A 23,990-nucleotide genomic window follows, 5' to 3' on the forward strand; every position below is an offset into this window, starting at 1 on the left:
TGTCAATTCTGACAGTCGATGCGTCGCGACGCTAGGGCAGCGGCCGTGAAAATCGAAAGCGCGCAGGACGTGCTTGAAGCGGATGCATGACGGATATGGCCCGCATCGGACGGTCTGTGGTCCCGTGGATCATCACGTCTCCGGTTTTTCCGCCCGACTGTCCATTCTGACAGTTTCCTCTTTTGCACGGTATCGTTTAGCTGTCGAAATGGGTCAAGCCGGACGGCCTCCAACTGGCCCTTGCGGTCTCAACGTCTGATTCCGCGTACCCTTTCCTGCGACCAGATCTCCCCTAGCCTCCGGAAAAGTATGATGTTTTTGTCTTGACGTCATACTCGTTCGTACTAAACTGCTTACTCATTGAACCAGGGGCGTTTCATGACAGTTTTCAGGGCAGGTGTGTTGATCGTATCGAGCGTGCTCGCCGCCGCGGTCCCCGCCGCCGCCAAATCCGAGCTGATCCTTGCCATCGGCGGCGAGCCGGATACCGGCTATGATCCGCTGCTGGGCTGGGGGCGCTATGGCCATCCGCTGTTTCAGTCGACCCTGCTGAAGCGCGATGCGGCGCTCGAAACCGTTCCCGACCTCGCCAGCGCGTGGTCGCTTTCTGACGACAGGCTGGTCTGGACCATCACTCTGCGGCCCGGCGTGACCTTCAGCGACGGGACGCCGCTTTCGGCCGAGGACGTGGCCTTCACCTTCAACGCGGCGGCCAAAGCCGGCGGCGTGCTCGACCTGACGGTGATGGACAGCGCCGAGGCGATCGACGACCTGACGGTGGAAATCCGCCTGAAGCGCCCCTGGGTAACGTTTTCGGAAAATTTCTATTCGCTCGGCATCGTGCCGTCGGAGGGCTATGGGCCCGGCTATGCCCGCAACCCGGTCGGCTCCGGTCCCTTCAAGATGGTCTCCTGGACGGAAGGTGAGCAGCTCATCGTCGAGGCCAATCCGGATTATTATGGCCAGAAGCCGGAATTCGAACGTCTGACCTTCGTATTCTCGGGCGAGGACACCAGTCTCGCAGCGGCCCGCACCGGTCAGGTCGATATGGTCTCCGTGCCGGCGTTGATGGCGGATGACGACATTGACGGGTTCCGGAAGGTCATCGTGCCCTCCGTCGACAATCGCGGTCTTTCCTTTCCAATGACCGCGCCCGGCGCGGTGAACGGCGAGACGGTTGGCAACGACGTGACGTCCGATCTCGCCATCCGCCGCGCCGTCAATCTCGGCGTCGACCGGGAGCAGCTTGTCGAGGTGGCGCTGAACGGCTATGGCCGCCCGGCCTATGGACCGGCGGACGGTTTGCCCTGGTCCAATCCCGATGCCGCCGTCGCCTATGATCCGGATGGCGCGCGCGCTTTGCTGGACGAGGCGGGGTGGACCGTCGGCGATGACGGCATCCGCGTTCGCGACGGCGTGAAGGCCGCGTTCGACATCTATTATCCGGCCTCCGATTCGGTGCGTCAGGCGCTTGCCGTTGTCACGGCGGAACAATTGAAATCGCTCGGGATCGCCGCCCGGCCGCTGGGTGCGACCTGGGAGCAGATCGGCCGCTTTGACCATCAGCAGCCGGTCATGTTCGGCTGGGGCAGCCACAGCCCGCTCGAGGTCTACAGCCTCTATAATTCCGCCTGGGGCGGCATCGAATTCTATAATCCCGGCTATTTTTCCGACGGAACCGTCGACGCCCATTTCGCCGATGCCCAGCAATCGGCAAGCCTCGAGGTGTCCTATCCCGACTGGCAGGCGGCGGAATGGGACGGGCAGACGGGCTTTTCCGCGCGCGGTCTTGCCGGCTGGGCCTGGCTCGTCAATCTCGATCACGTCTATTTCGTCAATGAATGCCTCGATATCGGCGATACCCAGATCGAGCCGCACGGCCACGGATGGCCGATCACCGCGATGATCGAACAATGGAAATGGACGTGTGAGTAACCCCGGCTTGAGCTCCGTCCCGAGGTTGGTGGCCACGCGCCTCGCGCGGCTTGCGGCCGTGCTTCTTCTCGTGGCCGTTGTCGCTTTCGCGCTCGCCAAAATCTCCCCGGTCGATCCGGTCAATGCCTATCTCGGCATCGATATCGCCCGGGTCGGGCCCGAACAGCGCGCCCTGATCGCGGCGCGCTGGGGGCTCGACCAGCCGCCACTGGCGCAGTTCACGCTGTGGGTGCGCAACCTCCTGCACGGCGATCTCGGCTATTCGATGATCTACAATGCGCCGGTCTCCGAGGTGATTGCCGCGCGGTTCTGGACCTCGCTGCCGCTTGTGGGTCTGGCATGGCTGTTTTCGGGCATTTTCGGTTTTGTGCTTGGCGTCGTCGCGGGCGCGAATTCGGGTTCCTGGGCCGACAGGGTGATCCGGCTCTATGCCTATTTCCTTTCCTCCGCGCCGACCTTCTGGATCGCGATCCTGCTCTTGATCGTATTCTCCGTGGAACTCGGCTGGGCGCCGGTCTGTTGCGCCGGACCGCTCGGCGTCGTGCCCGCCGATGTCACCTTCGCCGAGCGGCTGCAGCATCTCGCCCTGCCGCTCGCCGCCCTCACTTTGCTCGGCGTGGCGCAGGTCGCGCTGCACACGCGGGCCAAGATCGCCGAGATCCTGCAACTTGACGCCGCCCTTTACGCCCGCGCCCAGGGGGCCGGCAAATGGGACGTCGTGCTTCGGCACGGGGTGCGCAATGCCGCGCTGCCGGCGATTACCATCCTGTTCGCCTCGCTTGGAGAACTGTTTGGCGGCTCGATCCTGGCGGAACAGGTCTTCGCCTATCCGGGTCTCGGGCAGGCCGCGGTCGCCGCAGGCGTGCGGGGCGACGTGCCGCTGCTGCTCGCCATTACCCTGTTCCTCACCTTGTTCGTGTCGATCGGCAATATGATCGCCGACATGCTCTATCATCTCGTCGATCCGCGGATCCGGGAGGCGGAATTCACGGCGGGAGGCGCGCATGGCTGAAACCCTCCACGTGCCGGCGCAGGAACCGATGATCCTGCCGCGCATGGGCAACAGGGTCTGGACGCTGTCGGTCGCTTCGCTCGGGCTGGCGCTGATCCTGTTCGTTCCCGTTGCCGTGCTGATGGCGGGGTCGGCGGGCGTCGCCCCCGATTTCGCCGCCCGGCTGTCGCCGCCGGACTGGCAGCACTGGTTCGGAACCGACCAGATGGGCCACGACATGTTGGCGCGCACCTTGAAGGGCCTCAACACCAGCCTCTGGGTCGGGCTTGTGGCCTCGACCTGTTCGGTGCTGATCGCCACCGTTCTGGCGATTGTCTCCATCGTCGGCGGTAAGTGGGTCGACGGGCTGGTGTCGCTTTTGGTGGACGCCGCCATCGGCCTGCCGCACCTGGTGCTGCTGATCCTGATCTGCTTTGCGCTCGGCGGCGGACCTGTTGCCGTGACGCTCGCGGTCGCGCTGACCCACTGGCCGCGCCTGACGCGGATATTGCGGGCCGAAGTGCTGCAGATCCGGCAGGCGCCTTATGTCGTCGCGGCCCGCCATTTCGGCAGGTCCTGGGCGTCGATTGCATTTGGGCATATCCTGCCGCATCTGCTGCCGCAGATGCTGGTCGGCCTGGTGCTGATGTTCCCGCATGCGATCCTGCACGAGGCGAGCCTGACCTTCCTCGGGTTCGGCCTCGACCCGACGCGACCGGCGATCGGCGTGATGCTGGCGGATTCGATGCGCTATCTGACCGCCGGAAAATGGTGGCTGGGCCTGTTTCCCGGCCTTAGCCTGCTGGCGCTGGTGCTCTGCTTCGATGCCGTCGGCAACGGCCTTCGTCTGATCCTCGATCCAAGGACGGCAGAGACATGACGCTTCTTTCCTTCCACGATTTCGGCATCGGTTTCCGCCGCTACAGCGGCCTGCTTTCGATGCGGGAGGTGCCGGTCGTCAGCGGCATCGGCTTTTCGGTGCGGCGCGGCGAGGTGGTTGCCCTGATCGGCGCTTCCGGCGGCGGCAAGAGCCTGATCGCCCATGCGCTGTTCGGCGTGCTGCCGCCCAATGCCTGCACAACAGGTGCGATCCGCTTCGAAGGCCGGGTGGTCGATGAGCGGAGCCGGCCGGCCCTGCTGGGGCGACGCATGGCCCTGATGCCGCAATCGGTGAGCCATCTCGATCCGATGGCGCGCTGCATCAGCCAGCTTCGCTGGGCGGCGCGGCGGGCCGGTGCGCCGGCGGATGATGCCCGCCTTGCCGCAACCCTTGCGCAGTTCGGGCTCGGCAAGAAAGCCGGCAATGCCTTTCCCCACCAGCTTTCCGGCGGGATGGCGCGGCGCATGCTGATGGCGATTGCGACCATCGGCGATCCGGACCTGATCGTCGCGGACGAGCCCACCAGCGGCCTCGACGACGACAATGCTGATATCGTGCTGGCGCGGCTTCGCAAGCTTGCCGGCGATGGCAAGGGCGTTCTGCTGGTCACGCATTCGCTCGCCTCCGCGCTTGCCTATGCCGATCGGGTCTGCCTGATTCGCGATGGCCGGCTCGAGGGCGAGGAAGACGCCGCCGGGTTTTCGGGCGGCGGCGGCGGGCTGCGCACGGCCTATGCCCGCGTGCTGTGGCGGGCCCTGCCGCAGAACGAGTTTCGGGGTGGCGACCATGCTTGAGGCGAGACGCGTTCGGTTCGGTTATGGCGTCAGAGCGCCGGTGGTCGACGGGGTCGACATTTTTGTCCGCCCGGGCGAGATCGTCGGCCTCACCGGCCGGTCGGGCGCCGGCAAGTCGACGCTGGGGCGGCTTCTCGCCGGCTACCACAGGCCGGCCTCTGGCGAGGTGCTGGTCGATGGCAAGGCCCATGCGAAGGGCTACAACACGGTGCAGTATCTCCACCAGTCGCCGATCTTCGCCGTCGACCCGCGCTGGACGGTGGGCCGGATCATTGCGGAGGGCTGGTCGCCCGACGAGGAGACCCGGCAGGCGCTCGGCGTTTCGAAGAGTTGGTACGACCGCTTTCCGCACGAAATCTCGGGCGGGGAACTTCAGCGCATCGCGGTGTTGCGCGCGCTCGGTCCGCGCACAAGATACCTCGTGGCCGACGAGATCTCCGCGCCGCTCGACCCGCTGACCCAGGCCCAGATCTGGGACGCCCTTATCGGCGCGGTGCGCAAGCGCAATCTCGGCATGCTGGTCATCAGCCACGACCGTCCGCTGCTCGCCCGCCTGTCCGGCCGCCTCGTCACGCTTTGACCCTCTCTGCCGGTTGGCGAACGATGAGAAGGCGGCTATCAAGGGGTGGCGAAGCAATGAAGGAACCGAGCCATGCAGCGCGTCACCGTAACCCTCGACGACAATCTGATGGACGAACTGGACAAGGTCGTTCGCGAACGCGGCTACCAGAACCGCTCGGAAGCGATCCGCGACCTGACGCGCGCCGGCATGCAGCAGACCCTCGTCGACAGTGGCGCGGTGGAGGAATGCATCGGCGTGTTGAGTTATGTCTACGATCATGAAGCGCGCGATCTGGCGCGCCGGCTGACCAACACCTTCCACCACGATCACGACCTCTCGATTGTCAGCACCCATGTTCATCTCGACCATGACCGCTGCCTCGAGGTCTCGATCCTCAGGGGCGAGCCGCGCATGGTGAAACATCTCGCCGACCACGTGATCACCGAGCGACATGTGCTCCACGGCAAGCTGGTGCTGATCCCGGTGGAGGACAATGATGCCGGCGGCGAGGACGCCTGACCGTTTCTGTCGGCCGCTCAGGATTTCCTGGCGTTTGCCAGTAAAGGCAATATCAGCGCGGCAGGCGCGATCCCGCTTTCTTGGTATAACATCGTTCGGGAGCATGGCATGATTACCGATCCGACGACGCTCTATCTCCTGCACATCATCTATCTCGTTGCCCTCGCAGCAGAAGCCATGACCGCGGCGCTCGCGGCCGGGCGGCGCAGCATGGATTGGGTCGGCGTGATCTTGCTCGCCTGTATCACCGGGCTCGGGGGAGGCTCGGTCCGGGACCTGGTTCTGGACCACCATCCGCTTTCATGGGTTGGTTCGCCGGAGCTTCTTTTGGTGACTGGCGGCGCCGCGATCCTGACGATCATCATTGCACGGCACATGCATCGGCTGAAACGCCTCTTTCTCTTTCTCGATGCGGTCGGGCTTGTTGTCTTCAGCATTATCGGCAGCAACATCGCCATCGGCCTCGATCAGCCGTTTCTCGTCGTGGTCGCCGCCGGCATGATCACCGGCTGCGTCGGCGGCGTGTTGCGGGATATCCTGTGCAACGATGTCCCGCTGCTGTTCCATAAGGAACTTTATGCGACCGTCTCCGTCATCACGGTTGCGATCTTCGCAGGCGGCGGTCGGATTGGCCTCGACCACAACCTCGTCCTGCTACTGGCTCTGAGTGCCGGCCTCTGCCTGCGTTTGCTGGCGCTCCGCTTCGGCTGGGGCATGCCGAAATTCGTCTACAAACACGATCTGCATTGAGTTCAGCAACGGATATCAACACGCCTCCGGCCTTCCTTGGCTAAATTCCTCGATCTCGCCCTTGGACACGACACGCCTCCTCGTGCGGCAATCCGCAAAATCGTCAGGCAACTTTTTCGGACGGAAGACGTTCTTTCTTCAAAAGGAGAAAACAATGTCAAAATCCGAATTCTGGAAAGAAATGGACGATGTCCGCGCCGCGATGCTGGGCATTGGTTCGGCTCGCCATGTGCCGATGTCGCCCTACCCCAATGACAAGGAAGGCGTGATCTGGTTCATCACCGCAAAGGGCACCGAGCTGGTGAAGGCGATCGAGGCGGGCGAGACCGAAAGTTCGCTGATCGTCACCGGCAATGGCGAGATGCATGCCCGCGTGGAAGGTCGCTCCGAGGTGGTCCAGGACCGGGAAAAGCTCGAGGCGCTCTGGAACCCGGTTGCCTCGAGCTGGTTCGATGGCATCGACGATCCCGACATCCGTCTGATCCGGTTTACGCCCGACTTCGCCGAGGTCTGGGCCACCAAGGGCTCGATCGGGTTTGCCATCCAGATCGCAAAGGCCAAGGTGACGGACGAGGAACCCGATATGGGTGACCACTTCGAGGTCCGCTTCTAGCGAACCATCGAGGCCTGAACGGCCTCACTTGCGACGTTTTTGGTGGCGGCTTGATTCACCAGCCGCCGCCGCCACCGCCTCCGCCGCCCCCGCCGGAGAAGCCGCCACCCGAAAAGCCGCCGCCCGAGCCCGAGCCGTTGGGCGAGATGCAGGCCGTGAGGTTGGTGCTGAGCGCCTGGCAGGCGCCGAAGATGGTCGCGCCGTTCGCGCCCGTGTCGTAAAAGGTTGGGTGAAGGCCGAAGGGGATCGGGTTGATGGTGCCGGGGCCGGCGTCCATGACGCTGTCGAAGGCGCGGCTCCATTCGGATTTCATGTTGAGTGCCACCGCAAACGGCAGCAGGGCGGGAAGCGCGTCCCTTTCGCTGCGATTGGCGTGGCGCATGTGGCCGACGCGTTCGAGATAAAGGCGAAGCCCGGCGATTTCCGCCTCGCGCGCCCGCCCCTCCTCCGTCGGCTGGCCGATCCGCGCGGCAAACCACCAGAACAGCACCGGCGTCGCCACGAGGCCAAGCGCCGTCGCCCAGCCAAAGGCGCCGGTGAAGAAACCGGTCACCAGCCACAGACCCGCGCTCGCAACCAGTCCCCCGCCCATGCCGTTTCCGGCGGCATTGCTGACCGTATCCGCCGAGGCGCGCGCATCGAAGCCCGCAAAGGCAAGGCCGAGCGCGATCGGCAGCAGCGGGCCATAGGCGAGGATCCACCCTTCGCCATCCATGCCGGTCAGCGCAAGCGCTGCGGCAAGGCCGGAGCAGAGGAAGGCGGCCGCCAGTTTCCACTTGCCGTTGGGCGCGTAATAGCGGCGGCCATGGGTGGCGCGCACCACGCGGGCGAAGTCGCCGTAAAGTCGCCTCAGCGTCTGCCGGTTGTTGCGCTCGACAAGGACGCTGCCGCCTTCGGCGCGCACGCCCAAAACCAGCGCTTCCTCTTCGGGCGCCAGCGTGCCGGTGTCGCCCCCGTCCAGCACGATCCGCCAGGCCTTGCCCTCGGGAACGATGGTCATCAGCCCGCGCAGGCCGAGATTGATAACCGTGGCGAGGAGCGCGGAATGGCCGAGCATGCGCCGCATCGAAATATACTGCACCTGAGCCGGCGTCGTGCCGCGCGGCGGCTTTCGCCGTTCGACCACAGGGTATCGTGAGGCCTGCTCCTCTCCGGGCCGCCTGATCCGCCGGGAGACCAACAGAAACAGCAGGCCGAGAGTGCCGAAGCCGATGACGGAAATCGCGACGCCCGGATTGCGGCACACCCACCACCGGAACCGCTCTGCGGCGGCCGGTTCGCTTACGAAACCTTTGGGAAATGCAATTGCGACCGTCAGCCCCTCCTCCGGGCGGAGAACGCGGTAGGTCGAGACATCGACCTTGCCGCCATCCGGGCTGAGGCGGCGGGACACCTCGGTGCGCGTCGAACCGAACGGGCCGGTATAGCCGGCAACCGCGGTGGCCGCAGCACCCTCCGGCAGACGAATGGTCGCGGCGGCGTTGTCGATCGGGAAGGCCCAATAGGTGCCGGTCACATTCCAGTAGAATTCGTCGTGACCGTCGCGGCTTTCGATCTGCGGTCCGGTGCGATAGGAAAGCCGGAAGGTGTGAACGCCCGGTTCGAGATCGGTTCCGGAATCTCCCAGAAAGATGCGGATATAGTCGCTGCGGCGGGCAACGCGCATGGGCACCGGCTTTCCGTCGAGCGTGGCCGACAGGATCTGCAGCGCGCCCGGATCGACGCCGCTCTCCGCCGTCCGTCCCGCGACCGGCAGATCGCGAAAGATACCGTGTTCGATCCGGTATCCCTCCGCCTTGATCGCGATGGTCTCGGTGATATCGAGGCGGCCGGTCGGGCCGATCGCAATATCGCTTTCGAAACGCTCGATCCGCTCGCGCGCCAAGGCCGGCGCGAGCCAGATCAGCACAAGCAGGAAGGCCGTGACGATCCGCTTCCCCGAGACCAAAAGGCCGCCATCCGATTTACCATGCCGGCGGGGAAAAACGGTCTGAAAGAGCGAGGATGGTCCCATGAAGAATGCCGCTGACGGCCCTGGCTTCTGGTGTGGCGAATCCGGGTGACGGGGCCTTATAGCCCGACCAAAAAGCATAAACAAATCCGCTTGTTACAACGGTCTTTCCCGACAGGGTGTAAATCTCAACTTACAGTTACTTGCCTCTCTCAGCCCGCCCCTTCATGACTGCGCCATCGAAGGAGAAAGCATGATCGAACGACGTTTCTGGTTCGCCCTGCTTGTCGCCGCCATTCCCGGCATGGCGAAGGCCGAGACCATCATTTTCGACCCGACGGTCGGCAGCGAACGGACCTATCACCTCGAAATTTCCATCGCTTCCGGCTTCACCGATTCGGACGGTTTTTACGACAACCAGTACGTTTCGGCACTGACCCGCTTTGCGGTCACCGACCGCGACGATGATGGCGGCATCAGCATGGATGTCTTCCCTTTGTGGTTCGCCTATGACGAGGGATCGCGCGTGACCAGCACCGCCTTCGGCGACGCGCCCGACGATCTTGCCCTGCTGATGCGCGAGGGCTTTTCCGCCACGATCGATCCGGAAAATCACGGGCTCAAGGATTTCGCCCCGCGCGGCGGTGCCGAGATGCCGGAAGCCATGCTCGCCCAGATGCGCGACCAGCTCGGCCAGCCGGTCCTGCCGGTCGAAATCGAAGCCGAGAAAGGCTGGTCCACCACCACCACGCTGCCGGGCGTCGCCGATGTCGAAATCACCGTCAGCGCGGTGACGCCGGATGCGGTTTTCCTCAGCTATGAAGGCGCCTCGGCGAATACGCGACTGTCCGGCGTTTCGGTGCTGGCGCGCGACAGCGGCTGGGTCGAGCGCTCGGTGATGACCTATGATACCCGCATCAATCCCGGCGCGGAGGATGAGCGTTTCTCGCGCCAGACCATCGCGATGGCGAACACGGAAAGCCCCTTCCCGCTCTACACCCACGCATTTCGGGGCGAGCCGCAGTGGCATGACATGCCGACCTTTCCGTTTTCAACCATCGTCATGCCGCCCGAGCCGGACATGGTGTTCCCCGGCAATCCGGGAGAGGCCGACAAGCACGGCAAGACCTACACGCTGAGCTTCGCCCACGATCCCGCAGCGGGCAGCAATATCGGCCGCTTCGCGCTTCATGATCTCCGTCTCTTGGACGGCGACACCGAACTGCCGACCGCGTTCATCGCCACCATGCCCGTAACTGTTCCGGACGCCGACGGTTTCCGGACGGTCTCGCGCGCGCGTCCCGTCGGCATCGGCGATGTTAGCGAAGATCTGGAGACTGCAACCGAGCTCAGCGCCAAGGTCGACTGGTATCCCTCCGAGCCGTTCACCCTGACGCTGCGACCGGACGCGGACGCGACGGCTAGTGTCACGCGCAACGGCGCCTCGGCCGAGTTCCGGCCAACCGATGATGGTTATGAACTTCTCCTGTCCGGCAAAACCTGGGATTTCTTCGGCCTTTCCTTCCCGGAAGGAAGCGACGTCAAGGGCCAGATCTATGCCGCCGACAGCGGCGCGGACTGGCTGACGCCAGAAGAAAGCCAGGCGCGCCGGCTGGCGCTGCCGGATTACAGCGGCATTAGGGTGGCGCTCAAGGCTGAAACCGTGCCGGAAAAGATCGACATCCGCGTCGAACGCTATGCCGAAACGCCAGCCGCGACCCGCGCGGTCACCTTCCGCACCGAACGCGGCAAACGCCTCGATCCCGACACCGAACCCGAGATGCGGGCGCTTTATCCTGACGGCGCCCCGCCGGCGCTCGATGCGCTCACGCCTGAAGGCCTCGATCTGGCCGCGCTGCGTTTCAGGCTCGCGACGACGCAGGCGAAGCACTGCAAGGCGGGGCTGGATGAGCCCGTATCGCTTGCCGGTCACGACCTTGTCTTCGAAGCGCAGGCGGACGAACGGACCGGCACGACGACGCTTCAGCTTGAAACCGATGACGGCATCCGCACCCATTTCTACGGGCACGACCCGATCACCGTCGTCATCGATTGCGAGACCACCGTCGCATGGCGGGAGGCGAGCGAGGCGCTTGATCCCGCGCGGCCATGGCTGATCGAACCGGAAGCGCTCGGCGCGGACAGCACCATGACGATTGGCGCATTCAACGCGCGCTTCCGGCTGGTCGATGCCGAGGGCACCGCACTGGCGCTGGTCGCGCCGGATGGCACGCCCCTCACCCCCGACGACACGCTCGCTTCGGCGCTCTTCGAAGACGGCCATATCCGCGCCGCCGGCCGGCCCGAACGCATCCTTGAAGCGGATACCGGTTCCGACCCGGTGACCCGGCGCTTCGAGATCCGCTTTCCCGATCTGCCCGAACCGAGGGAGGACGCCCGATGAAAACCGCTCTCGCCCTTCTGCTCGCCCTTGCCGCGAGCGCGGCACATGCCGCCAATGTCGATGAAAATCTGGCCCCTTCCCCAGACGGCGCCTACAGCTACACCCCGCCGGAAAAGGCAAAGGACGGCGTCTATATTATTGATATCTACGACGAAGACGATGACCGTTATGCCCGCGTCTGGAACACCGCCCCGACGCTGGATGAGGGCCGCAAGGTCGGAAAAATCGAGACCTTCTATCCCGGCTCGGGCTATCTCAAAACCCGCGTTCCGCTCAACGAGGACGGCCGCCGCGACGGCGAGATGCTGACCTTCGATGAGGATGAGAATGTCATGGGCCGCACGCCCTATGATGACGGCAGCAAAAACGGTACGGAGGTCCGGTACTGGGCGGATGGCAAGACCCAGCGTGAAACCACTTGGAAGGATGGCGTGCTAAACGGCCCGTGGCGCCTCTATTATGAGGACGGCACGCTTTCGACCGAAAACAACCATGTCGACGGCCATATTGACGGCGTGGAACACAAATACCACGAGAACGGCAAGCTTGCCGCCGAAATCCACTGGTCGATGAGCCGGCGCGATGGCCCCTACAGGGACTACGACAAGGACGGAAACCTTATCGAGGAAGGCCATTATGTCGACGGCGCGGCCGATGGGGTCGTCACCGAATACTGGCCCTCCGGCGCGCGCCGAGCCGAGCGCCACTATGACATGGGCACGCCGACCGGCAGCGCAAAACGCTGGTCGGAATCCGGCGAACTCGTGGCCCAGACCGATTATGCCGAAGATGGCAGCGCGTTGAGAAACCGGAAATGGAAGGACGGTGAGCTGATCTGGCTCGAAGAGCCGGTGCAGATCGAAGGCCGTGGCGAAGGGCGGAAAACCGTCGAGCATTACGGCAACTTCACCGAAACCGAGATCAAGGCCGACGGCTATCTCCTGTTCACGAAGGATCTCAACGATAAGCTTCTCGACCGCACCGAACTGGTTGACGGCGAATATCGCGGGCTGTTCGTCTCGACCACCGAGAGCGACCAGATCACCACCCGCGTGCACTATGTCGACGGCAAGGAGGACGGTCTTTACACCCGCGTCTGGCGCGGCCGGGAGTTGGACCGGGGCTATTACGACCACGGCAAACGCGTCGGCGACTGGCGCCGCATCGAACACTCCAGCGACGTCATCCACGAGACCTATGACGATGACGGAAAGCTGACAGGTGAGCAGCGCACCTTCACGATGAACGGCGAGTTGAAGAAGCTCGCCACCTATGAGGCGGGCGTCTTGAACGGTCCCTACAAGGAACTGGATGGCGACCGGATGATTGCCGGCGGCCGTTATGTCGACGGCGAGAAGCACGGCGAATGGCTGGAACAGGTGCCCTACCGCGACGAAACGCGACAGGGCCGCTACGACCACGGTATCCGGGAAGGCCGCTGGACGACCTTTGACGGCAACGGCTACCGCATCGCGGTCACAAGCTTCAGCAACGGTATGAAGGACGGGCCGAGCTACATCCTGGCGGAAAACGGCGCGCTTGAGGAAATGCAGATGTGGAAGGACGACAAGCGCGACGGCGCCACCACCTATTACGACGCCGACGGCCCCGTTTCACATCAGCCCTGGCGCGATGGACGGCTGCAAGGGGACGCGGTTCCCGCCCGGGATGCGCGATAAGCTGTTTTCGGGCGGCCGCGAGCGCCGGCGAACGGCCGCACGCAAGAAACGCCCGGCACACGCGCCGGGCGTCTTTCTGTCTTCGGAAGCGGAAGGCAATCCGTGGTCCCGATCAGCCGCCGAAGCCGAAGCCGGGAGGCATGTCCGTCAGCGAGATGCCGAACGGCTCCAGGCTCTTCAGGATCCAGGTCTGGTTGTTGCCGATTCGGCGGTTATACTCGGCCCAGGCGGATACGAAGCTCTTGAAGGTCTCGTCCGCGCCGTAGTTCACGGCAATCACCGAGGGCGTGGACAGGACCGGGGTCGGCACCTTGACGCTGCCCACGCTTGCGGCCTTCTTGGAGATCACCAGCCCGTTGAGCATGGTGTTGATCAGCCCCTGGGCCTTGCCGGTGGTGACGGCGACGATCGCCTCATCGCGGGTCTTGAAGCGGAGAATGTTGGCCTTGGGCAGATATTGCTGCGCCATCAGATCCTGCGCGGAGCCGAGATCAACTGCGAAGGTGTATTGCGGGTCGTTGAGTTCGTTCCAGCTCTTGCCCGCAAGCGCTTCATCGGCGGAGATCAGCACGAAACTGTTGTAATAGGTCGGGTCGGAAAACGAAACCGACAGCGCGCGCACCGGCGTCGCGGTCACGGCGAAGGCCATGTCGACCTTGCCGCTCTGGACATCCAGAATGGCGTTGGACCAGCTCGATTCCACCACTTCAAGCTCGACATCGAGCGTCTTGGCGATATCCGACGCCATATCGATGACGAAGCCGGTCCATTCGCCCGTGCGCGGGTCCTTGTTGAAATAGGGCACTTCGTTCAGGATCGCCGGAATACGCAGCTTGCCGCGCTCGCGAATATCACTGACCGTGTCGGCGCTGGCGGCGGCTGAAAACAGCGAAAGCGCCACCGCCGTCGCGCCACAGATCTTGGCAAACAAATTCATTGAGAGATCTCCATAATTCCCCGGATTGATCGTTTTTTCGAACCGCAACCCCCATCGGTCACGTCCGGGAGCAGGCTAGCGGCTCAGCCGATCGAGACAATGCTAGAGAAAAGACGGCGCTTGTGCGCTTTTTTGTATGTTCGGGTCATAGAGGCGGCAGGATATCGCCGCTTGGCGGGTCCAGAACCGGCCCCACCAGTTCGCGCTGGCAATCCTCGTAAAGCTGCTGGACCATGGGGTGGGTTTGCAGGAAGCCGGCACTGCCGAAATAGACCCGGATTTCCGGCAGGCTGGTGAGGCGGAGCGAGGCGACCTTCTCGTCATCGGCAGCCACGCACCATGATGGAATGATGGAAAAGCCGAGCCCCTCCTCCACGCACAGCTTCACGCTGGAACTGCCCGACGTCGAAATCGCGGGATGAACCGCCCTGCCCTCGCGGCCGAGAAAATCGACCGAGACATTGCGCAGGGTCTGCCCGGGTTCATAGGTCACGAACGGCTTGTCCGCTGCCCAGTCCGGAATATCCTCCTGCGCCGGAACATCGCCCCAGGCGCGCGGGAAGACAAGCGAGAGCCGGTAGCTTCCGAGCATGCGCTGCGGCACCACCGGGTCGCCGAAATAGCGTTCCGAGATGCAAACATCGAGGCTGCCGTTCTTCACCAGTTCGGCCAGCACCGTATCGCGCTCGTAGACGGAAAACTCCATCTCGGGAAAAGCCTCGCGGAAGCGGGCCAGAACCTTCGGAAACAGATAGAAGAAGATCGCCTGCGGCATGCCCACGCGGAGCGCGGAACGCTGGTTCTCGATCAGCGTCGTCAGCCGCTCCAGCATGATGTCGAGTTCGGGATGCAGCAGATTGTACAGCGCGCGCCCGCGCGGCGTGAGCGTGATGCGCTTGGCGCCCTGTTCGGATTCGATCAGTTTGTTCTTCAGTATCTGCTCAAGCCGGCGCACGTGATTGGCAGCGGACTGATAGGACAGGTTCAACTCGCGCGCCGCCGCCGAGAACGAGCCGTTGCGCGCCACATGATAGAAGGTCTGCACCAGCGTAAGACTGATCTTTGCCATCGCGAAAATCCCCTTTCTTCTCTTTTAAGGGGTGGCCGGCCGCTAACCTGATACAAAAAACATGACCTTTGAAGGCCATTCTCTTGTATCGACGCCCGAAGCCGACAGCCGTCAATATGACCGATATCGAACGTCATCATACCGGTCAAACCAAATGCACTCCCGCTCCTCACCATCCGCCATCGTTATCGGTTCCGGCATCGTCGGCGCGGCGACCGCCTATTTTCTGGCGAAGAAGGGCGTCCGCGTCACTCTGATCGACAGCAGCGCGCCGGCGGCGGAAGCGACCGGCGCTGCCGATGGCGCGGTCTCCGTGGCCAGCAAGCGTCCCGGCCCGATGATGACGACGGCCCTGGAGGGCATTGCGCTTTACCGCAGGCTGGCCGAAGAGGGACTGTTCGCCGGCCTGTTCAAGCAGCGCTCGACCTTCATCATCGCCTCCAGCGCGGAAGAATGCACGGTGCTGGAGGCGCATGCGGCGGCCCTTTCATCCGCCGGCGTGAGCGTGGAGCATCTCAACAGCTGCGCATTGCGCCGGCGCTTTCCGGCGCTTTCCGAAAGCGCGTCCCTTGCCGTTGAAGTTCATGCGGAGGGACACGCGATCGGCTACCGGATCGTTCATCGGTTGATCGAAGCCGCCGGCATCGCCGTCAACCGCAACACCCGCGCCAGCCGCCTGCGGCTTGCCGGCAATGGCGAACGGGTCGAGGGCGTTGAGACCGACAACGGGTTTCTCTCCGCCGACGCTGTCATCATCTGCGCCGGTTCCGGCTCCGAGCGTCTGGTCAATGTCGGCGCCGGGCTCATTCCGCGAAAGGGGCAATTGCTCGTCACCGAACGCGCCGTCGCCCTCAACGAATCCATGCCCGGCGCGATCATGTCGGGCCGTTATCTGCTTTCCAAGCGTTCCGGCAACAGCGATGCCGCCCCGCCCGGACGCGGGTTTGGGCTGGTCATCGACCCCCTGGAGACGGGGCAATTCCTGATCGGCGGCACGCGCGAAGCCTTCGGCGACCGCAAGGTCAATGATCTCGAGGCCGTGTCCCGCATCCTGAGCGATGCCGTCGCGCTGGTACCGGGGCTCGCGCGGCTTCGGCTTCTCAGGGCCTTTGCCGGCGCGCGCACCGCGGTTTCCGACGGATTGCCGCTGATCGGCAGGCTTCCCGGCATAGAAAACGGCTTCATCGCCACCGGCTTTGAAGGTGATGGCATCTGCCTTGGCCCGGTCACCGGCAGGACGATCGCCGAACTTGTCACCGGAGAGCGTCCATCGATCGATATCAGCCCGTTCGATCCCGCCCGCTTCGGCATCTGCGAGGTGGCGGCATGAGCCGGGGGACATTCTTCTTCATGGGGCGCGAAATCGTCTTCCGCCCGGGCGAAACCATCGCTGCCGCCCTTGCCGCCGAAGGCGTGATGCAGCTTGGCGCCGACGGTCTCGGCCAGCCGACCCGCTATTTCTGCGGCATCGGCGCTTGCCAGGGCTGTGTCGCGCGGGTCGACGGGATCGCGCGGGAAACCTGTCTTACCCCTGCCCGCGACGGCATGCAGGTGGAAAGCATGGAGGGCGGTTATGTCTGAGCCGGCAAAAACAGCCGAAGTGCTTGTCATCGGCGCCGGTCCGGCAGGGCTTGCGGCCGCCGCTACGCTGAAGCGCGCCGGCGTTTCGGTCGAGATCATCGAACAACGGCCAACGATCGGCGGCGCGATCTACCGCCAGCCCATCGACGGCGTCACGCCGGTTGCCCAGCCGCGCGCGGCCAAGGCGCGTTTCGCGCGGCTGAGACGGGCCGCCGAAAACATCCCGATCCACCATGAACAGGTCTTCATCGCGGTCGACGGCGACGGCTGGGTGGTCACCGAAAACCGCCGGACGGGCCGTATCGAAACACGCCGGCCGCAGGCGGTGATCATCGCAACCGGGGCGATCGAAAAGGTCCTGCCACGCCCCGGCTGGCACCTGCCCGGCATTTCCACCGCCGGCGGCCTGCAGGTGATGATGAAGGAAACCGGACGACCGCCGCAAGGCCGCGTTCTGCTCGCCGGCAATGGCCCGCTCCTTTTCGCCGTGGCCGCGCAGATGGCGCGGCTCGGCAATCCGCCGGTGGCGGTCGTCGAGGCGGGCGCGCCCTTCAGGGCGGTTGCCGCCGGCTTGCAGCTTTTCCGGTTTCCCCGATTGCTGACGGAATCCCTCGGCTACATGGCGACGCTGCTCACGCGGCGGATACCGGTTCTGCAGGCGACCACGGTGCGCGATATCCGTCGGACCGACGACGGCTTTACCGTCACGCTGGCCGGGCGGGATGACCGCACCCGGGAGATCATCGTCGATCGCGTAGGCCTGCATGACGGCATCCGGCCCAATGATTTCGCATTGCCGTCCGAGGGTCAGCCTTCCCCAAGCCACCCCTTGATCCTCCATGCCGGCGACGGGCGCGAGGCGCTTGGCGCGATTGCCGCCGAAGCCGACGGGCGCAAGGCTGCGGGCCAGGTGATTGCCGCGCTGTCCGGACATGCGCCAAGGCCCGAAGCAATGCTGGCGCACATGCGCACGGCGCAGGCGGTGCTCGACCGGATATTCGCGCCCGCATCAGGCGCATCCCCGTTCGCGGCGTTGCCCGATGACACGATCCTCTGCCGCTGCGAGGGCAAGACCGCGGGCGATCTGAAGCGGCTCGTGATCGGCGTCGATGCGCCCTCGGAGCGCGAGATCAAGCACAATGGCCGCTTCGCCATGGGCGCCTGCCAGGGGCGGTTCTGCGCCCACAATACCGCAGCCTTCATGGCCGAGATCAGACCCGGCCAGACCATCCCCGCGGCTGAAAACCTTGCCGGCAGGCGATGGCCGGTGCGCCCGGTCCCGATCGACGCGATGATCACCGCGGCTTCCTCCCCAATTGAACCGAAAGACCAGTGAGGCATCTATGGCACAGGCACAGGCGGCGATCCTGCCGAAAACAGAAACGATTTCCGTCCGCAACCCGTTTTCCGGCGCGCCGGTGGGCGAGCTTTGCGTGAACACGCCGGTGGAGATCGACGCCGCCGTGATCAACGCCAAGGCCGCCGCCCGCGCCTTCCGTTTCTCGACCCCGGCCACGCGCCGCGCGCTGCTGAACGCGCTTGCCGCCGAAATGGCCACTGACGCCGAAAACCTGGCGCGCCTCGTCTCTTCGGAAATGGGCAAGACCATAAGGGAGGCGCGCAACGAAATCCGCCGCGCCCAGAACACGCTGAAGCTTGCCGGCGACGCCGCCACCTTCCTCGACGGCGAGGCCCTGCACTGCGCCATCGTCGAAGGCGGCGCCGACCGGCTTGCGACCGTCACCTACGAGCCCGTCGGCGTTGTCGGGGCGATCACGCCCTTCAACTATCCGGTCAATCTCCTCTGCCACAAGCTCGGGCCGGCAATTGCCGCCGGCAACGCCGTCGTCGCCAAGCCCTCGCCGAAGGCGCCGCTTGCGGCCAACAGGCTCTGCGAACTGGCCCGCAAGGCCGGCTGGCCGGACGACCTGTTCCAGGTCGTCCATGGCGGGGCGGAGGCGGCCCTTGCTCTTGCCCGCGCGCCGATCGACCTGTTGTCGTTCACGGGCGGCCCGGCGGCCGGGCTGGCGCTCAAGAACGCCAGCGGTCTGGTGCGCTGCCTGATGGAGCTTGGCGGCAATGATCCGCTGTTCGTCTTGCCCGATGCCGATCTCGATCGTGCCGTCGCCACCACGATCGGACACCGCTTCGAGATCGCCGGCCAGAGCTGCGCCGCCGTCAAGAAACTCTATCTTCACGCCGATATTGAAAAAGCCTTCACCGAAAAACTGATGGCCGCCGTGGACGCAATCGAGTTCGGCGACCCCTCGCGTGACGACACCGACATGGGCACCGTGATCGACCTGCCTGCCGCCCGTCTGGTCGCCGGCAGGATCGAGGCCACGGTCGGCGCCGGCAAGGGCAGGCTTCTGACTGGCGGTAATCATGATGGCACCGTTTTCGCGCCGACCGTGCTTGCCGATGTCGCCGCCAATGCTCCGGTCATTGCCGAGGAGACCTTCGGCCCCGTGATCGCGATCCGCCGCTTTTCCGACGCCGGCGCGGCGATCGCGGAGGTCAATGCCGGGGAATACGGGCTGCAGGCGGGCGTCTTCACCAACGACCATGCCCTGGTCCGGATGTTTTCCCGCAACCTCGCCGTTGGCGGCGTGATGATAAACGAGGGGCCGGATTTCCGCGCCGAGCATGTGCCCTTCGGCGGCATCAAGCGTTCCGGCCTCGGCCGCGAGGGCGTGCGCGTCGCCATCAGGGAAATGTCGGAACAGAAGGTCGTGATCGACTAAGGAGAGCACAATGCGTATCGGAATTCTCGGCGCTTCGGGCCGTGTCGGAACCAGTCTCGTGGAGCTGATCGTCTCCAATCCCGGACTTGAGCTTGCGGCGGCGTTGGTGTCACCGGGTTCAAGGCTTGTCGGCAAGCCCGTCGCCGGCAGCAGCATCGAATATCGCCCCGCCGATGCGGCGATGAAGAGCCATTGCGACGTCATCATCGATTTTTCGACGCCTGAGGCCAGCATGGCGCTTCAGGAGGCCATAGGCCTGAAGAACATACCCGTGGTCATCGGCACGACCGGGTTCTCCGCCGAGGACGATGCCCGCCTTTCTGCCTGCTGCGCCCACCGGCCTATGCTGATCAGCGCGAATTTCGCCCGCGGCTTCGAGGCCTTTCGCCTGAACGTTCTCGGCTTTGCCCGGATGATGCCGGAGGGCGAGCCGCGCGTGAGCGAGACCTATCACGTCCGCAAGAAGGCCGAGCCTTCGGGAACGTCCAGACTGCTGGCCGGACAGATCGAAGAGGCGAGAAGCGCCGTCATGGGCTTTGCCGCCGCAAAAACGCCGATCACCGTGTTCCGCGAAGGCGATACCGTCGGCATCAACGCCGTCAGCTTCGATCTCGGTTCGGCGGAGGCCCGTTTCACCTATCAGGTCCACACGCTTTCGGCCTATGCCGAGGGCGCCATCGCCGCAGCGCAGTGGCTGAGCTCCGGTCATCGCGAACCCCGCCGCTATTCACTCGCCGACAGCCTCGCCGCCCGGTGATATTCCAATCAGAGGAGAACACAATGAACGAACTCAGGAGCCGCTTTACCGGCGTTTTCACCGCCCTCGTGACCCCGTTTCGCGATGGAACGATCGACTTTGCCGCCTTCGATGCGCTTGTGGAGCGGCAGATCGCCGCCGGCGTCGCCGGTCTCGTGCCCGTCGGCACCACCGGCGAGGCCGCGACCCTTTCCGATGACGAGGCCGATCAACTGATCGCCCGCACGGTCGAAAAGGCCAGAGGCCGCGCGCTCGTCATGGCGGGCGCCGGCGCCAACGACACGAAGAAGGCGGTTGAAAAGGTTCGCCGCGCCGAAGCGGCCGGCGCCGATGCCGTGCTGGTCGTCACGCCCTATTACAACAAGCCGACCCAGGCGGGCCTGATCGCCCATTACGGCGCGGTGGCCGAGGCGACCGCGCTGCCCGTCATGCTCTATTCCGTGCCCGGCCGCTGCGGCGTCGAGATCGCGCCGGAAACCTGCGCGACGCTGATGCGCAATCACGCCAATATCTTCTCCATCAAGGAGGCCGGCGGCTCCGCCGCCCGGGTCAGCGAGTTACGCCGCACCTGCGGCGACGAGTTGATCGTGCATTCGGGCGATGACGGGCTGACATTGCCGTTCCTGTCGCTCGGCGCGGTCGGGGTCACCTCCGTCGTCGCCAATGTCGCGCCGGACACGATGGTCGCCATGGTCCGGGCCTGGCACGAGGGCAACACTGCCCACGCGCTTGCGCTGCACGATCTGGTGGCCGAACTCACTGATGGCATGTTCGTCGAAAGCAATCCCGGCCCCGTCAAGGCGGCGCTGGCGCTGAACAACCTTTCGGGTCCGGAAATGCGGCTGCCGATGGTACCGGTCTCCGACGCCAACCGCGAGCGCCTCGCCGGCATCCTGAACCGCTATACGTCGGCGGCCTCCGGCGTGCTCGGCGCGCGGTGAGGCATCGCGGCAACCCGACGGAAATCCGCCGGCTTTCGGTTCGGATTTGAGCAAGGACAATTGCTCGGCGCGCGGCAACCGCTAACAGAATGTCGGTTCAGCGCGCCGGCGACAGACGCCGGTTCCTTATCTCGGAAGGGGCCGGGCTTCACCATAACGAGGGGAACCGAAATGAACGAGAAACGGCATCAAGAGCAGTGTTCCGGGCGAAGATTGGCCCTGACAAGGCATCGACATGACAGCCAGGGAGCAAAGTGATGCAGTATAACTGGGACTTTCATTCGGTATGGCAGTATCGCGACCTGTTCCTCTACGGGCTCGGGATCAGCGTCGTCTACACGTTCGGATCGATCTTTTTCGGCGTGATCCTCGGCTTCGTCACCTGCGCGGCGCGGCTGTCGCGGTTCAGGGTGTTCAACTGGATCGGGCGGATCTATCAGGAAATCTTCCGCTGCAGCCCGCTCCTGGTGCAACTGCTGTGGTTCTACTACGCCTTCCCGCTGCTGATCGGCGTCAACATCGACAACCGGTTCGCCGCCATGCTGACCCTGTCGCTCTATGTCGGCGCCTTTTACGCGGAAATCTTCCGCGGCGGGATCGTGTCGATCGACAAGGGCCAGCGCGAGGCGGCGGCGGCCATCGGCATGAGCCCATTCCAGTCGATGCGCCGGATCATTCTGCCGCAGGCGCTGAAACGGGTGCTGCCATCCTTCATCAACCAGTCGGTCATCCAGTTCAAGAACACCTCGCTCGTCTCCGTCATTTCGGTTGCCGACCTCGCCTATATGGCCGCGGTGGTGAACGGCCAGACCTACCGGCCGCTGGAATCCTACACGGTCATGGCCGTGCTCTACATCGTCGTGCTGCTGCCTCTGATGCAGGCCGCGGACTGGTTTGAAAAACGGCTCAGGGTCAGCGACTGAGGGAAGGAAGATGAACATGACACAGCAAAGCCAGACCGGCGCGCCGGTTCTCGAAGCTGCCGGCCTTCAGAAAAGCTACGGCATTCACGAGGTCCTGAAAGGGATCGACCTGACCCTGACGCGCGGCGAGGTCGTCGCCCTGATCGGCCCCTCGGGGTCCGGCAAGTCCACCTTCATCCGCTGCCTCAACGTCATGGAGATGCCCACCGGCGGCACGATCCGCTTTCGTGGGCGCGATGTCGGCGCAAGCTTCCGGGATGCCGGCGACAAGATCGGGATCGGCACGCTTCGCCGCCATGTCGGCATGGTGTTCCAGCATTTCAATTTGTTTCCGCACAAGACGGTGCTGGAAAACGTGATCGAAGGGCCGGTGATCGTCTGCCGCAAGCCGAAGAAGGAGGCCATCGCCCACGCAATGGAACTTCTCGGCCAGGTCGGCCTCGCCGAAAAACACGCCGCCTACCCCAATCATCTCTCCGGCGGCCAGAAGCAGCGCGTCGCGATTGCCCGCGCGCTGGCGATGGAGCCGGAGGTGCTGCTGCTCGACGAGGTGACCAGCGCGCTTGACCCCGAACTCGTCGGCGAGGTTCTCGCCGTTATCCGCAAGCTCGCCGAAGACGGCATGACCATGGCGATCGTGACCCATGAAATGGCCTTTGCCGCCGATGTATCGAGCCGGGTCCTGTTCCTGGACCAGGGCGTGATCGCGGAAACCGGCTCGCCCGACCAGGTGATCCTCAATCCGCAGAACCCAAGGCTTCAGGCCTTCGTTTCCCGTTTCAGGGGGTAGACCATGGACAGGTTCAAGATTGCGATCTTCGGCGCGGGCAAGGTCGGTTCGGCGCTTGCGGCAACGCTGTGTCTTACCTCAGACATCGACGTCACGATCATCGACCCTTCCGAAGAAGCGCTCGACGCGTTTGCGTCGCTCGGCCTTCCGGTCAAGGCGCTGCGCCAGCGCCAGAATGAGAAGATGCCCGCCGAGGCGCGCGGCAGCGATCTGATCGTTGCCGCCGCCCCCGACTGGGCTTCATCCGGCATTGCCGAGCTTGCCGGCGCTTCGACCGCGCATTTTCTGGATTTCTCCCCGATCCGGCCGGAAAATCTTTCCCTGCTGCAACAACTCGCCAAAACGCGCGTCGTGCTTTCGGGCACCGGCGTGGCGCCGGGGCTGGTGGACAACATCGCCTCGGGGCTGATGGAGCCCGGCCGCACGATCAGCGATCTGACGATCCGGGTCGGCTCGCTGCCGCGCTACCCCACAAACCGGCTGGGTTACGGCCAGATCTGGGATATCGACGCGATGATCGAGGAATATACCCGGGCCTGCGAAGCCGTGCAGGACGGCAAGGCGGTGTTCCTGAAACCGCTGGAGCATCTGGAAAAGGTCATTCTCGACGGAACGGCCTATGAGTGCTTCACCACCGCGCGCGGCCTGTCCGACCTAACGCCCTATCTGGAGGCCGGGGTGAGGAACGTCACCTTCAAGACCCTGCGCTATCCCGGCCATCTCGACTATATGCGCTTTCTTCTGGACGATCTGGGGCTGAAAACCCGCCGCGACATGCTCAGATCCCTGCTGATGAACGGGCTGCCCGTCATCGACAAGGACGAACTCCTGCTGTTCCTGACGGCGCGCAGCACGCATCGCAACCGTCCCGCCGAACGATCGCTGTCGCTGCGCTTCCGCTCCGACCGGCATCAGCCGTTCAACGCCATGACCTCGGTCGCCGCCGCCTACGCCGCAAGCCTGATCGACCTTTTGCGACAGGGCGCTTTCGGCCCAAGCGGCATGGTGGCCCACAACCGGATCGAGAGCGAACAATTGCTGGAAAACCCCTTCCTCAAGCGGCTGCTCGTGGCGTGAACGGCAAATAGCGGCCCGGCTGAAGATTCGCTTCTAGCGTTTCGGCCCGAAATCGGGGCTTCGCAACGCGACTTGATTTGCAGAAGGCTGGGG

The 23,990-nt window shown here is 64.3% G+C and carries 22 protein-coding genes; 19 read left to right on the top strand and 3 right to left on the bottom strand.

Features of this window, described 5'->3' with window-relative positions; genetic code table 11:
- The first annotated feature begins 378 nt into the window (after positions 1-378).
- From K7H91_RS09195 to K7H91_RS09230, 8 genes are all read left to right on the top strand, one after another.
- Entirely contained in the window at positions 379-1,935 is a 1,557-nt protein-coding gene (locus K7H91_RS09195; RefSeq protein WP_230719927.1) for an ABC transporter substrate-binding protein, read from the top strand.
- Positions 1,936-1,963: 28 nt separating this feature from the next.
- Complete coding sequence (locus tag K7H91_RS09200) at positions 1,964-2,947, top strand: ABC transporter permease (protein ID WP_230719928.1); 984 nt, start codon at positions 1,964-1,966, stop codon at positions 2,945-2,947.
- Positions 2,940-3,806 (top strand): ABC transporter permease, encoded by an 867-nt coding sequence (locus tag K7H91_RS09205; RefSeq protein ID WP_230719929.1) that lies wholly within the window; start codon positions 2,940-2,942, stop codon positions 3,804-3,806. The genes K7H91_RS09200 and K7H91_RS09205 overlap by 8 nt, the downstream gene beginning before the upstream one ends.
- The gene (locus K7H91_RS09210) at positions 3,803-4,600 is read left to right on the top strand and encodes an ATP-binding cassette domain-containing protein (RefSeq protein ID WP_230719930.1); all 798 of its coding nucleotides are present in this window, start codon (positions 3,803-3,805) and stop codon (positions 4,598-4,600) included. The genes K7H91_RS09205 and K7H91_RS09210 overlap by 4 nt, the downstream gene beginning before the upstream one ends.
- The gene (locus tag K7H91_RS09215; RefSeq protein WP_230719931.1) at positions 4,593-5,180 is read left to right on the top strand and encodes an ABC transporter ATP-binding protein; all 588 of its coding nucleotides are present in this window, start codon (positions 4,593-4,595) and stop codon (positions 5,178-5,180) included. The genes K7H91_RS09210 and K7H91_RS09215 overlap by 8 nt, the downstream gene beginning before the upstream one ends.
- A 72-nt stretch (positions 5,181-5,252) precedes the next feature.
- The gene (gene nikR, locus K7H91_RS09220; protein ID WP_230719932.1) at positions 5,253-5,681 is read left to right on the top strand and encodes a nickel-responsive transcriptional regulator NikR; all 429 of its coding nucleotides are present in this window, start codon (positions 5,253-5,255) and stop codon (positions 5,679-5,681) included.
- A 108-nt stretch (positions 5,682-5,789) separates the two neighbouring features.
- Positions 5,790-6,431, top strand: coding sequence for a trimeric intracellular cation channel family protein (locus K7H91_RS09225; RefSeq protein WP_230719933.1), 642 nt, complete (start codon positions 5,790-5,792; stop codon positions 6,429-6,431).
- A 154-nt stretch (positions 6,432-6,585) separates the two neighbouring features.
- Positions 6,586-7,044, top strand: coding sequence for a pyridoxamine 5'-phosphate oxidase family protein (locus tag K7H91_RS09230; RefSeq protein ID WP_230719934.1), 459 nt, complete (start codon positions 6,586-6,588; stop codon positions 7,042-7,044).
- Between the two features lie 55 nt (positions 7,045-7,099).
- Here the strand turns inward: K7H91_RS09230 and K7H91_RS09235 are convergent, their stop codons facing one another.
- Entirely contained in the window at positions 7,100-8,992 is a 1,893-nt protein-coding gene (locus K7H91_RS09235; protein WP_230719935.1) for a DUF2207 domain-containing protein, read from the bottom strand.
- A gap of 256 nt (positions 8,993-9,248) precedes the next feature.
- On the opposite strand from K7H91_RS09235, the gene K7H91_RS09240 reads away from it, so the two are divergent.
- Together K7H91_RS09240 and K7H91_RS09245 are read left to right on the top strand one after the other, a co-directional pair.
- Positions 9,249-11,399, top strand: coding sequence for a hypothetical protein (locus tag K7H91_RS09240; protein WP_230719936.1), 2,151 nt, complete (start codon positions 9,249-9,251; stop codon positions 11,397-11,399).
- A complete protein-coding gene (locus K7H91_RS09245) occupies positions 11,396-13,078 on the top strand; it encodes a toxin-antitoxin system YwqK family antitoxin (RefSeq protein WP_230719937.1) in 1,683 nt (560 codons plus the stop codon). The genes K7H91_RS09240 and K7H91_RS09245 overlap by 4 nt, the downstream gene beginning before the upstream one ends.
- Positions 13,079-13,190: 112 nt before the next feature.
- Here the strand turns inward: K7H91_RS09245 and K7H91_RS09250 are convergent, their stop codons facing one another.
- On the bottom strand, positions 13,191-14,015 hold the full coding sequence (locus tag K7H91_RS09250; protein WP_230719938.1) for a transporter substrate-binding domain-containing protein: 825 nt from the start codon (positions 14,013-14,015) through the stop codon (positions 13,191-13,193).
- 145 nt (positions 14,016-14,160) lie between these two features.
- The gene (locus tag K7H91_RS09255; RefSeq protein WP_230719939.1) at positions 14,161-15,084 is read right to left on the bottom strand and encodes a LysR family transcriptional regulator; all 924 of its coding nucleotides are present in this window, start codon (positions 15,082-15,084) and stop codon (positions 14,161-14,163) included.
- Positions 15,085-15,238: 154 nt separating this feature from the next.
- Here K7H91_RS09255 and K7H91_RS09260 point away from each other — a divergent pair, with 154 nt between their 5' ends.
- From K7H91_RS09260 to K7H91_RS09300, 9 genes are all read left to right on the top strand, one after another.
- On the top strand, positions 15,239-16,414 hold the full coding sequence (locus K7H91_RS09260; RefSeq protein ID WP_230719940.1) for an NAD(P)/FAD-dependent oxidoreductase: 1,176 nt from the start codon (positions 15,239-15,241) through the stop codon (positions 16,412-16,414).
- Entirely contained in the window at positions 16,411-16,665 is a 255-nt protein-coding gene (locus K7H91_RS09265; protein WP_230719941.1) for a 2Fe-2S iron-sulfur cluster-binding protein, read from the top strand. The genes K7H91_RS09260 and K7H91_RS09265 overlap by 4 nt, the downstream gene beginning before the upstream one ends.
- Positions 16,658-18,001: an FAD-dependent oxidoreductase gene (locus tag K7H91_RS09270; RefSeq protein WP_230719942.1), complete on the top strand. Its 1,344-nt coding sequence runs from the start codon at positions 16,658-16,660 to the stop codon at positions 17,999-18,001. The genes K7H91_RS09265 and K7H91_RS09270 overlap by 8 nt, the downstream gene beginning before the upstream one ends.
- A 7-nt stretch (positions 18,002-18,008) precedes the next feature.
- The gene (locus K7H91_RS09275) at positions 18,009-19,409 is read left to right on the top strand and encodes an aldehyde dehydrogenase family protein (RefSeq protein WP_230719943.1); all 1,401 of its coding nucleotides are present in this window, start codon (positions 18,009-18,011) and stop codon (positions 19,407-19,409) included.
- A 10-nt stretch (positions 19,410-19,419) separates the two neighbouring features.
- On the top strand, positions 19,420-20,166 hold the full coding sequence (locus K7H91_RS09280; protein ID WP_230719944.1) for a 4-hydroxy-tetrahydrodipicolinate reductase: 747 nt from the start codon (positions 19,420-19,422) through the stop codon (positions 20,164-20,166).
- 23 nt (positions 20,167-20,189) lie between these two features.
- The gene (gene dapA, locus K7H91_RS09285) at positions 20,190-21,107 is read left to right on the top strand and encodes a 4-hydroxy-tetrahydrodipicolinate synthase (protein ID WP_230719945.1); all 918 of its coding nucleotides are present in this window, start codon (positions 20,190-20,192) and stop codon (positions 21,105-21,107) included.
- Positions 21,108-21,364: 257 nt separating this feature from the next.
- Positions 21,365-22,030, top strand: a complete 666-nt coding sequence (locus K7H91_RS09290; RefSeq protein ID WP_230719946.1) for an amino acid ABC transporter permease — start codon at positions 21,365-21,367, stop codon at positions 22,028-22,030.
- 10 nt (positions 22,031-22,040) lie between these two features.
- Complete coding sequence (locus tag K7H91_RS09295) at positions 22,041-22,820, top strand: amino acid ABC transporter ATP-binding protein (RefSeq protein WP_330165999.1); 780 nt, start codon at positions 22,041-22,043, stop codon at positions 22,818-22,820.
- 3 nt (positions 22,821-22,823) lie between these two features.
- Positions 22,824-23,897, top strand: a complete 1,074-nt coding sequence (locus K7H91_RS09300) for a saccharopine dehydrogenase family protein (protein ID WP_230719948.1) — start codon at positions 22,824-22,826, stop codon at positions 23,895-23,897.
- The last annotated feature ends 93 nt before the right edge of the window (positions 23,898-23,990 follow it).

The organism is Martelella mediterranea (assembly GCF_021021415.1).
Classification (GTDB): domain Bacteria; phylum Pseudomonadota; class Alphaproteobacteria; order Rhizobiales; family Rhizobiaceae; genus Martelella; species Martelella mediterranea_C.

Excerpts from the sequence above, each read along its gene's own strand:
- K7H91_RS09240 (WP_230719936.1), top strand. The coding sequence starts at position 9,249 with ATGATCGAACGACGTTTCTGGTTCGCCCTGCTTGTCGCCGCCATTCCC.
- K7H91_RS09225 (WP_230719933.1), top strand. The coding sequence starts at position 5,790 with ATGATTACCGATCCGACGACGCTCTATCTCCTGCACATCATCTATCTC.
- K7H91_RS09245 (WP_230719937.1), top strand. The coding sequence starts at position 11,396 with ATGAAAACCGCTCTCGCCCTTCTGCTCGCCCTTGCCGCGAGCGCGGCA.
- K7H91_RS09280 (WP_230719944.1), top strand. The coding sequence starts at position 19,420 with ATGCGTATCGGAATTCTCGGCGCTTCGGGCCGTGTCGGAACCAGTCTC.
- K7H91_RS09255 (WP_230719939.1), bottom strand. The coding sequence starts at position 15,084 with ATGGCAAAGATCAGTCTTACGCTGGTGCAGACCTTCTATCATGTGGCG.
- K7H91_RS09290 (WP_230719946.1), top strand. The coding sequence starts at position 21,365 with ATGCAGTATAACTGGGACTTTCATTCGGTATGGCAGTATCGCGACCTG.
- K7H91_RS09215 (WP_230719931.1), top strand. The coding sequence starts at position 4,593 with ATGCTTGAGGCGAGACGCGTTCGGTTCGGTTATGGCGTCAGAGCGCCG.
- K7H91_RS09210 (WP_230719930.1), top strand. The coding sequence starts at position 3,803 with ATGACGCTTCTTTCCTTCCACGATTTCGGCATCGGTTTCCGCCGCTAC.
- nikR (WP_230719932.1), top strand. The coding sequence starts at position 5,253 with ATGCAGCGCGTCACCGTAACCCTCGACGACAATCTGATGGACGAACTG.
- K7H91_RS09250 (WP_230719938.1), bottom strand. The coding sequence starts at position 14,015 with ATGAATTTGTTTGCCAAGATCTGTGGCGCGACGGCGGTGGCGCTTTCG.
- K7H91_RS09265 (WP_230719941.1), top strand. The coding sequence starts at position 16,411 with ATGAGCCGGGGGACATTCTTCTTCATGGGGCGCGAAATCGTCTTCCGC.
- dapA (WP_230719945.1), top strand. The coding sequence starts at position 20,190 with ATGAACGAACTCAGGAGCCGCTTTACCGGCGTTTTCACCGCCCTCGTG.
- K7H91_RS09230 (WP_230719934.1), top strand. The coding sequence starts at position 6,586 with ATGTCAAAATCCGAATTCTGGAAAGAAATGGACGATGTCCGCGCCGCG.
- K7H91_RS09300 (WP_230719948.1), top strand. The coding sequence starts at position 22,824 with ATGGACAGGTTCAAGATTGCGATCTTCGGCGCGGGCAAGGTCGGTTCG.
- K7H91_RS09270 (WP_230719942.1), top strand. The coding sequence starts at position 16,658 with ATGTCTGAGCCGGCAAAAACAGCCGAAGTGCTTGTCATCGGCGCCGGT.
- K7H91_RS09275 (WP_230719943.1), top strand. The coding sequence starts at position 18,009 with ATGGCACAGGCACAGGCGGCGATCCTGCCGAAAACAGAAACGATTTCC.
- K7H91_RS09260 (WP_230719940.1), top strand. The coding sequence starts at position 15,239 with ATGCACTCCCGCTCCTCACCATCCGCCATCGTTATCGGTTCCGGCATC.
- K7H91_RS09195 (WP_230719927.1), top strand. The coding sequence starts at position 379 with ATGACAGTTTTCAGGGCAGGTGTGTTGATCGTATCGAGCGTGCTCGCC.
- K7H91_RS09205 (WP_230719929.1), top strand. The coding sequence starts at position 2,940 with ATGGCTGAAACCCTCCACGTGCCGGCGCAGGAACCGATGATCCTGCCG.
- K7H91_RS09295 (WP_330165999.1), top strand. The coding sequence starts at position 22,041 with ATGAACATGACACAGCAAAGCCAGACCGGCGCGCCGGTTCTCGAAGCT.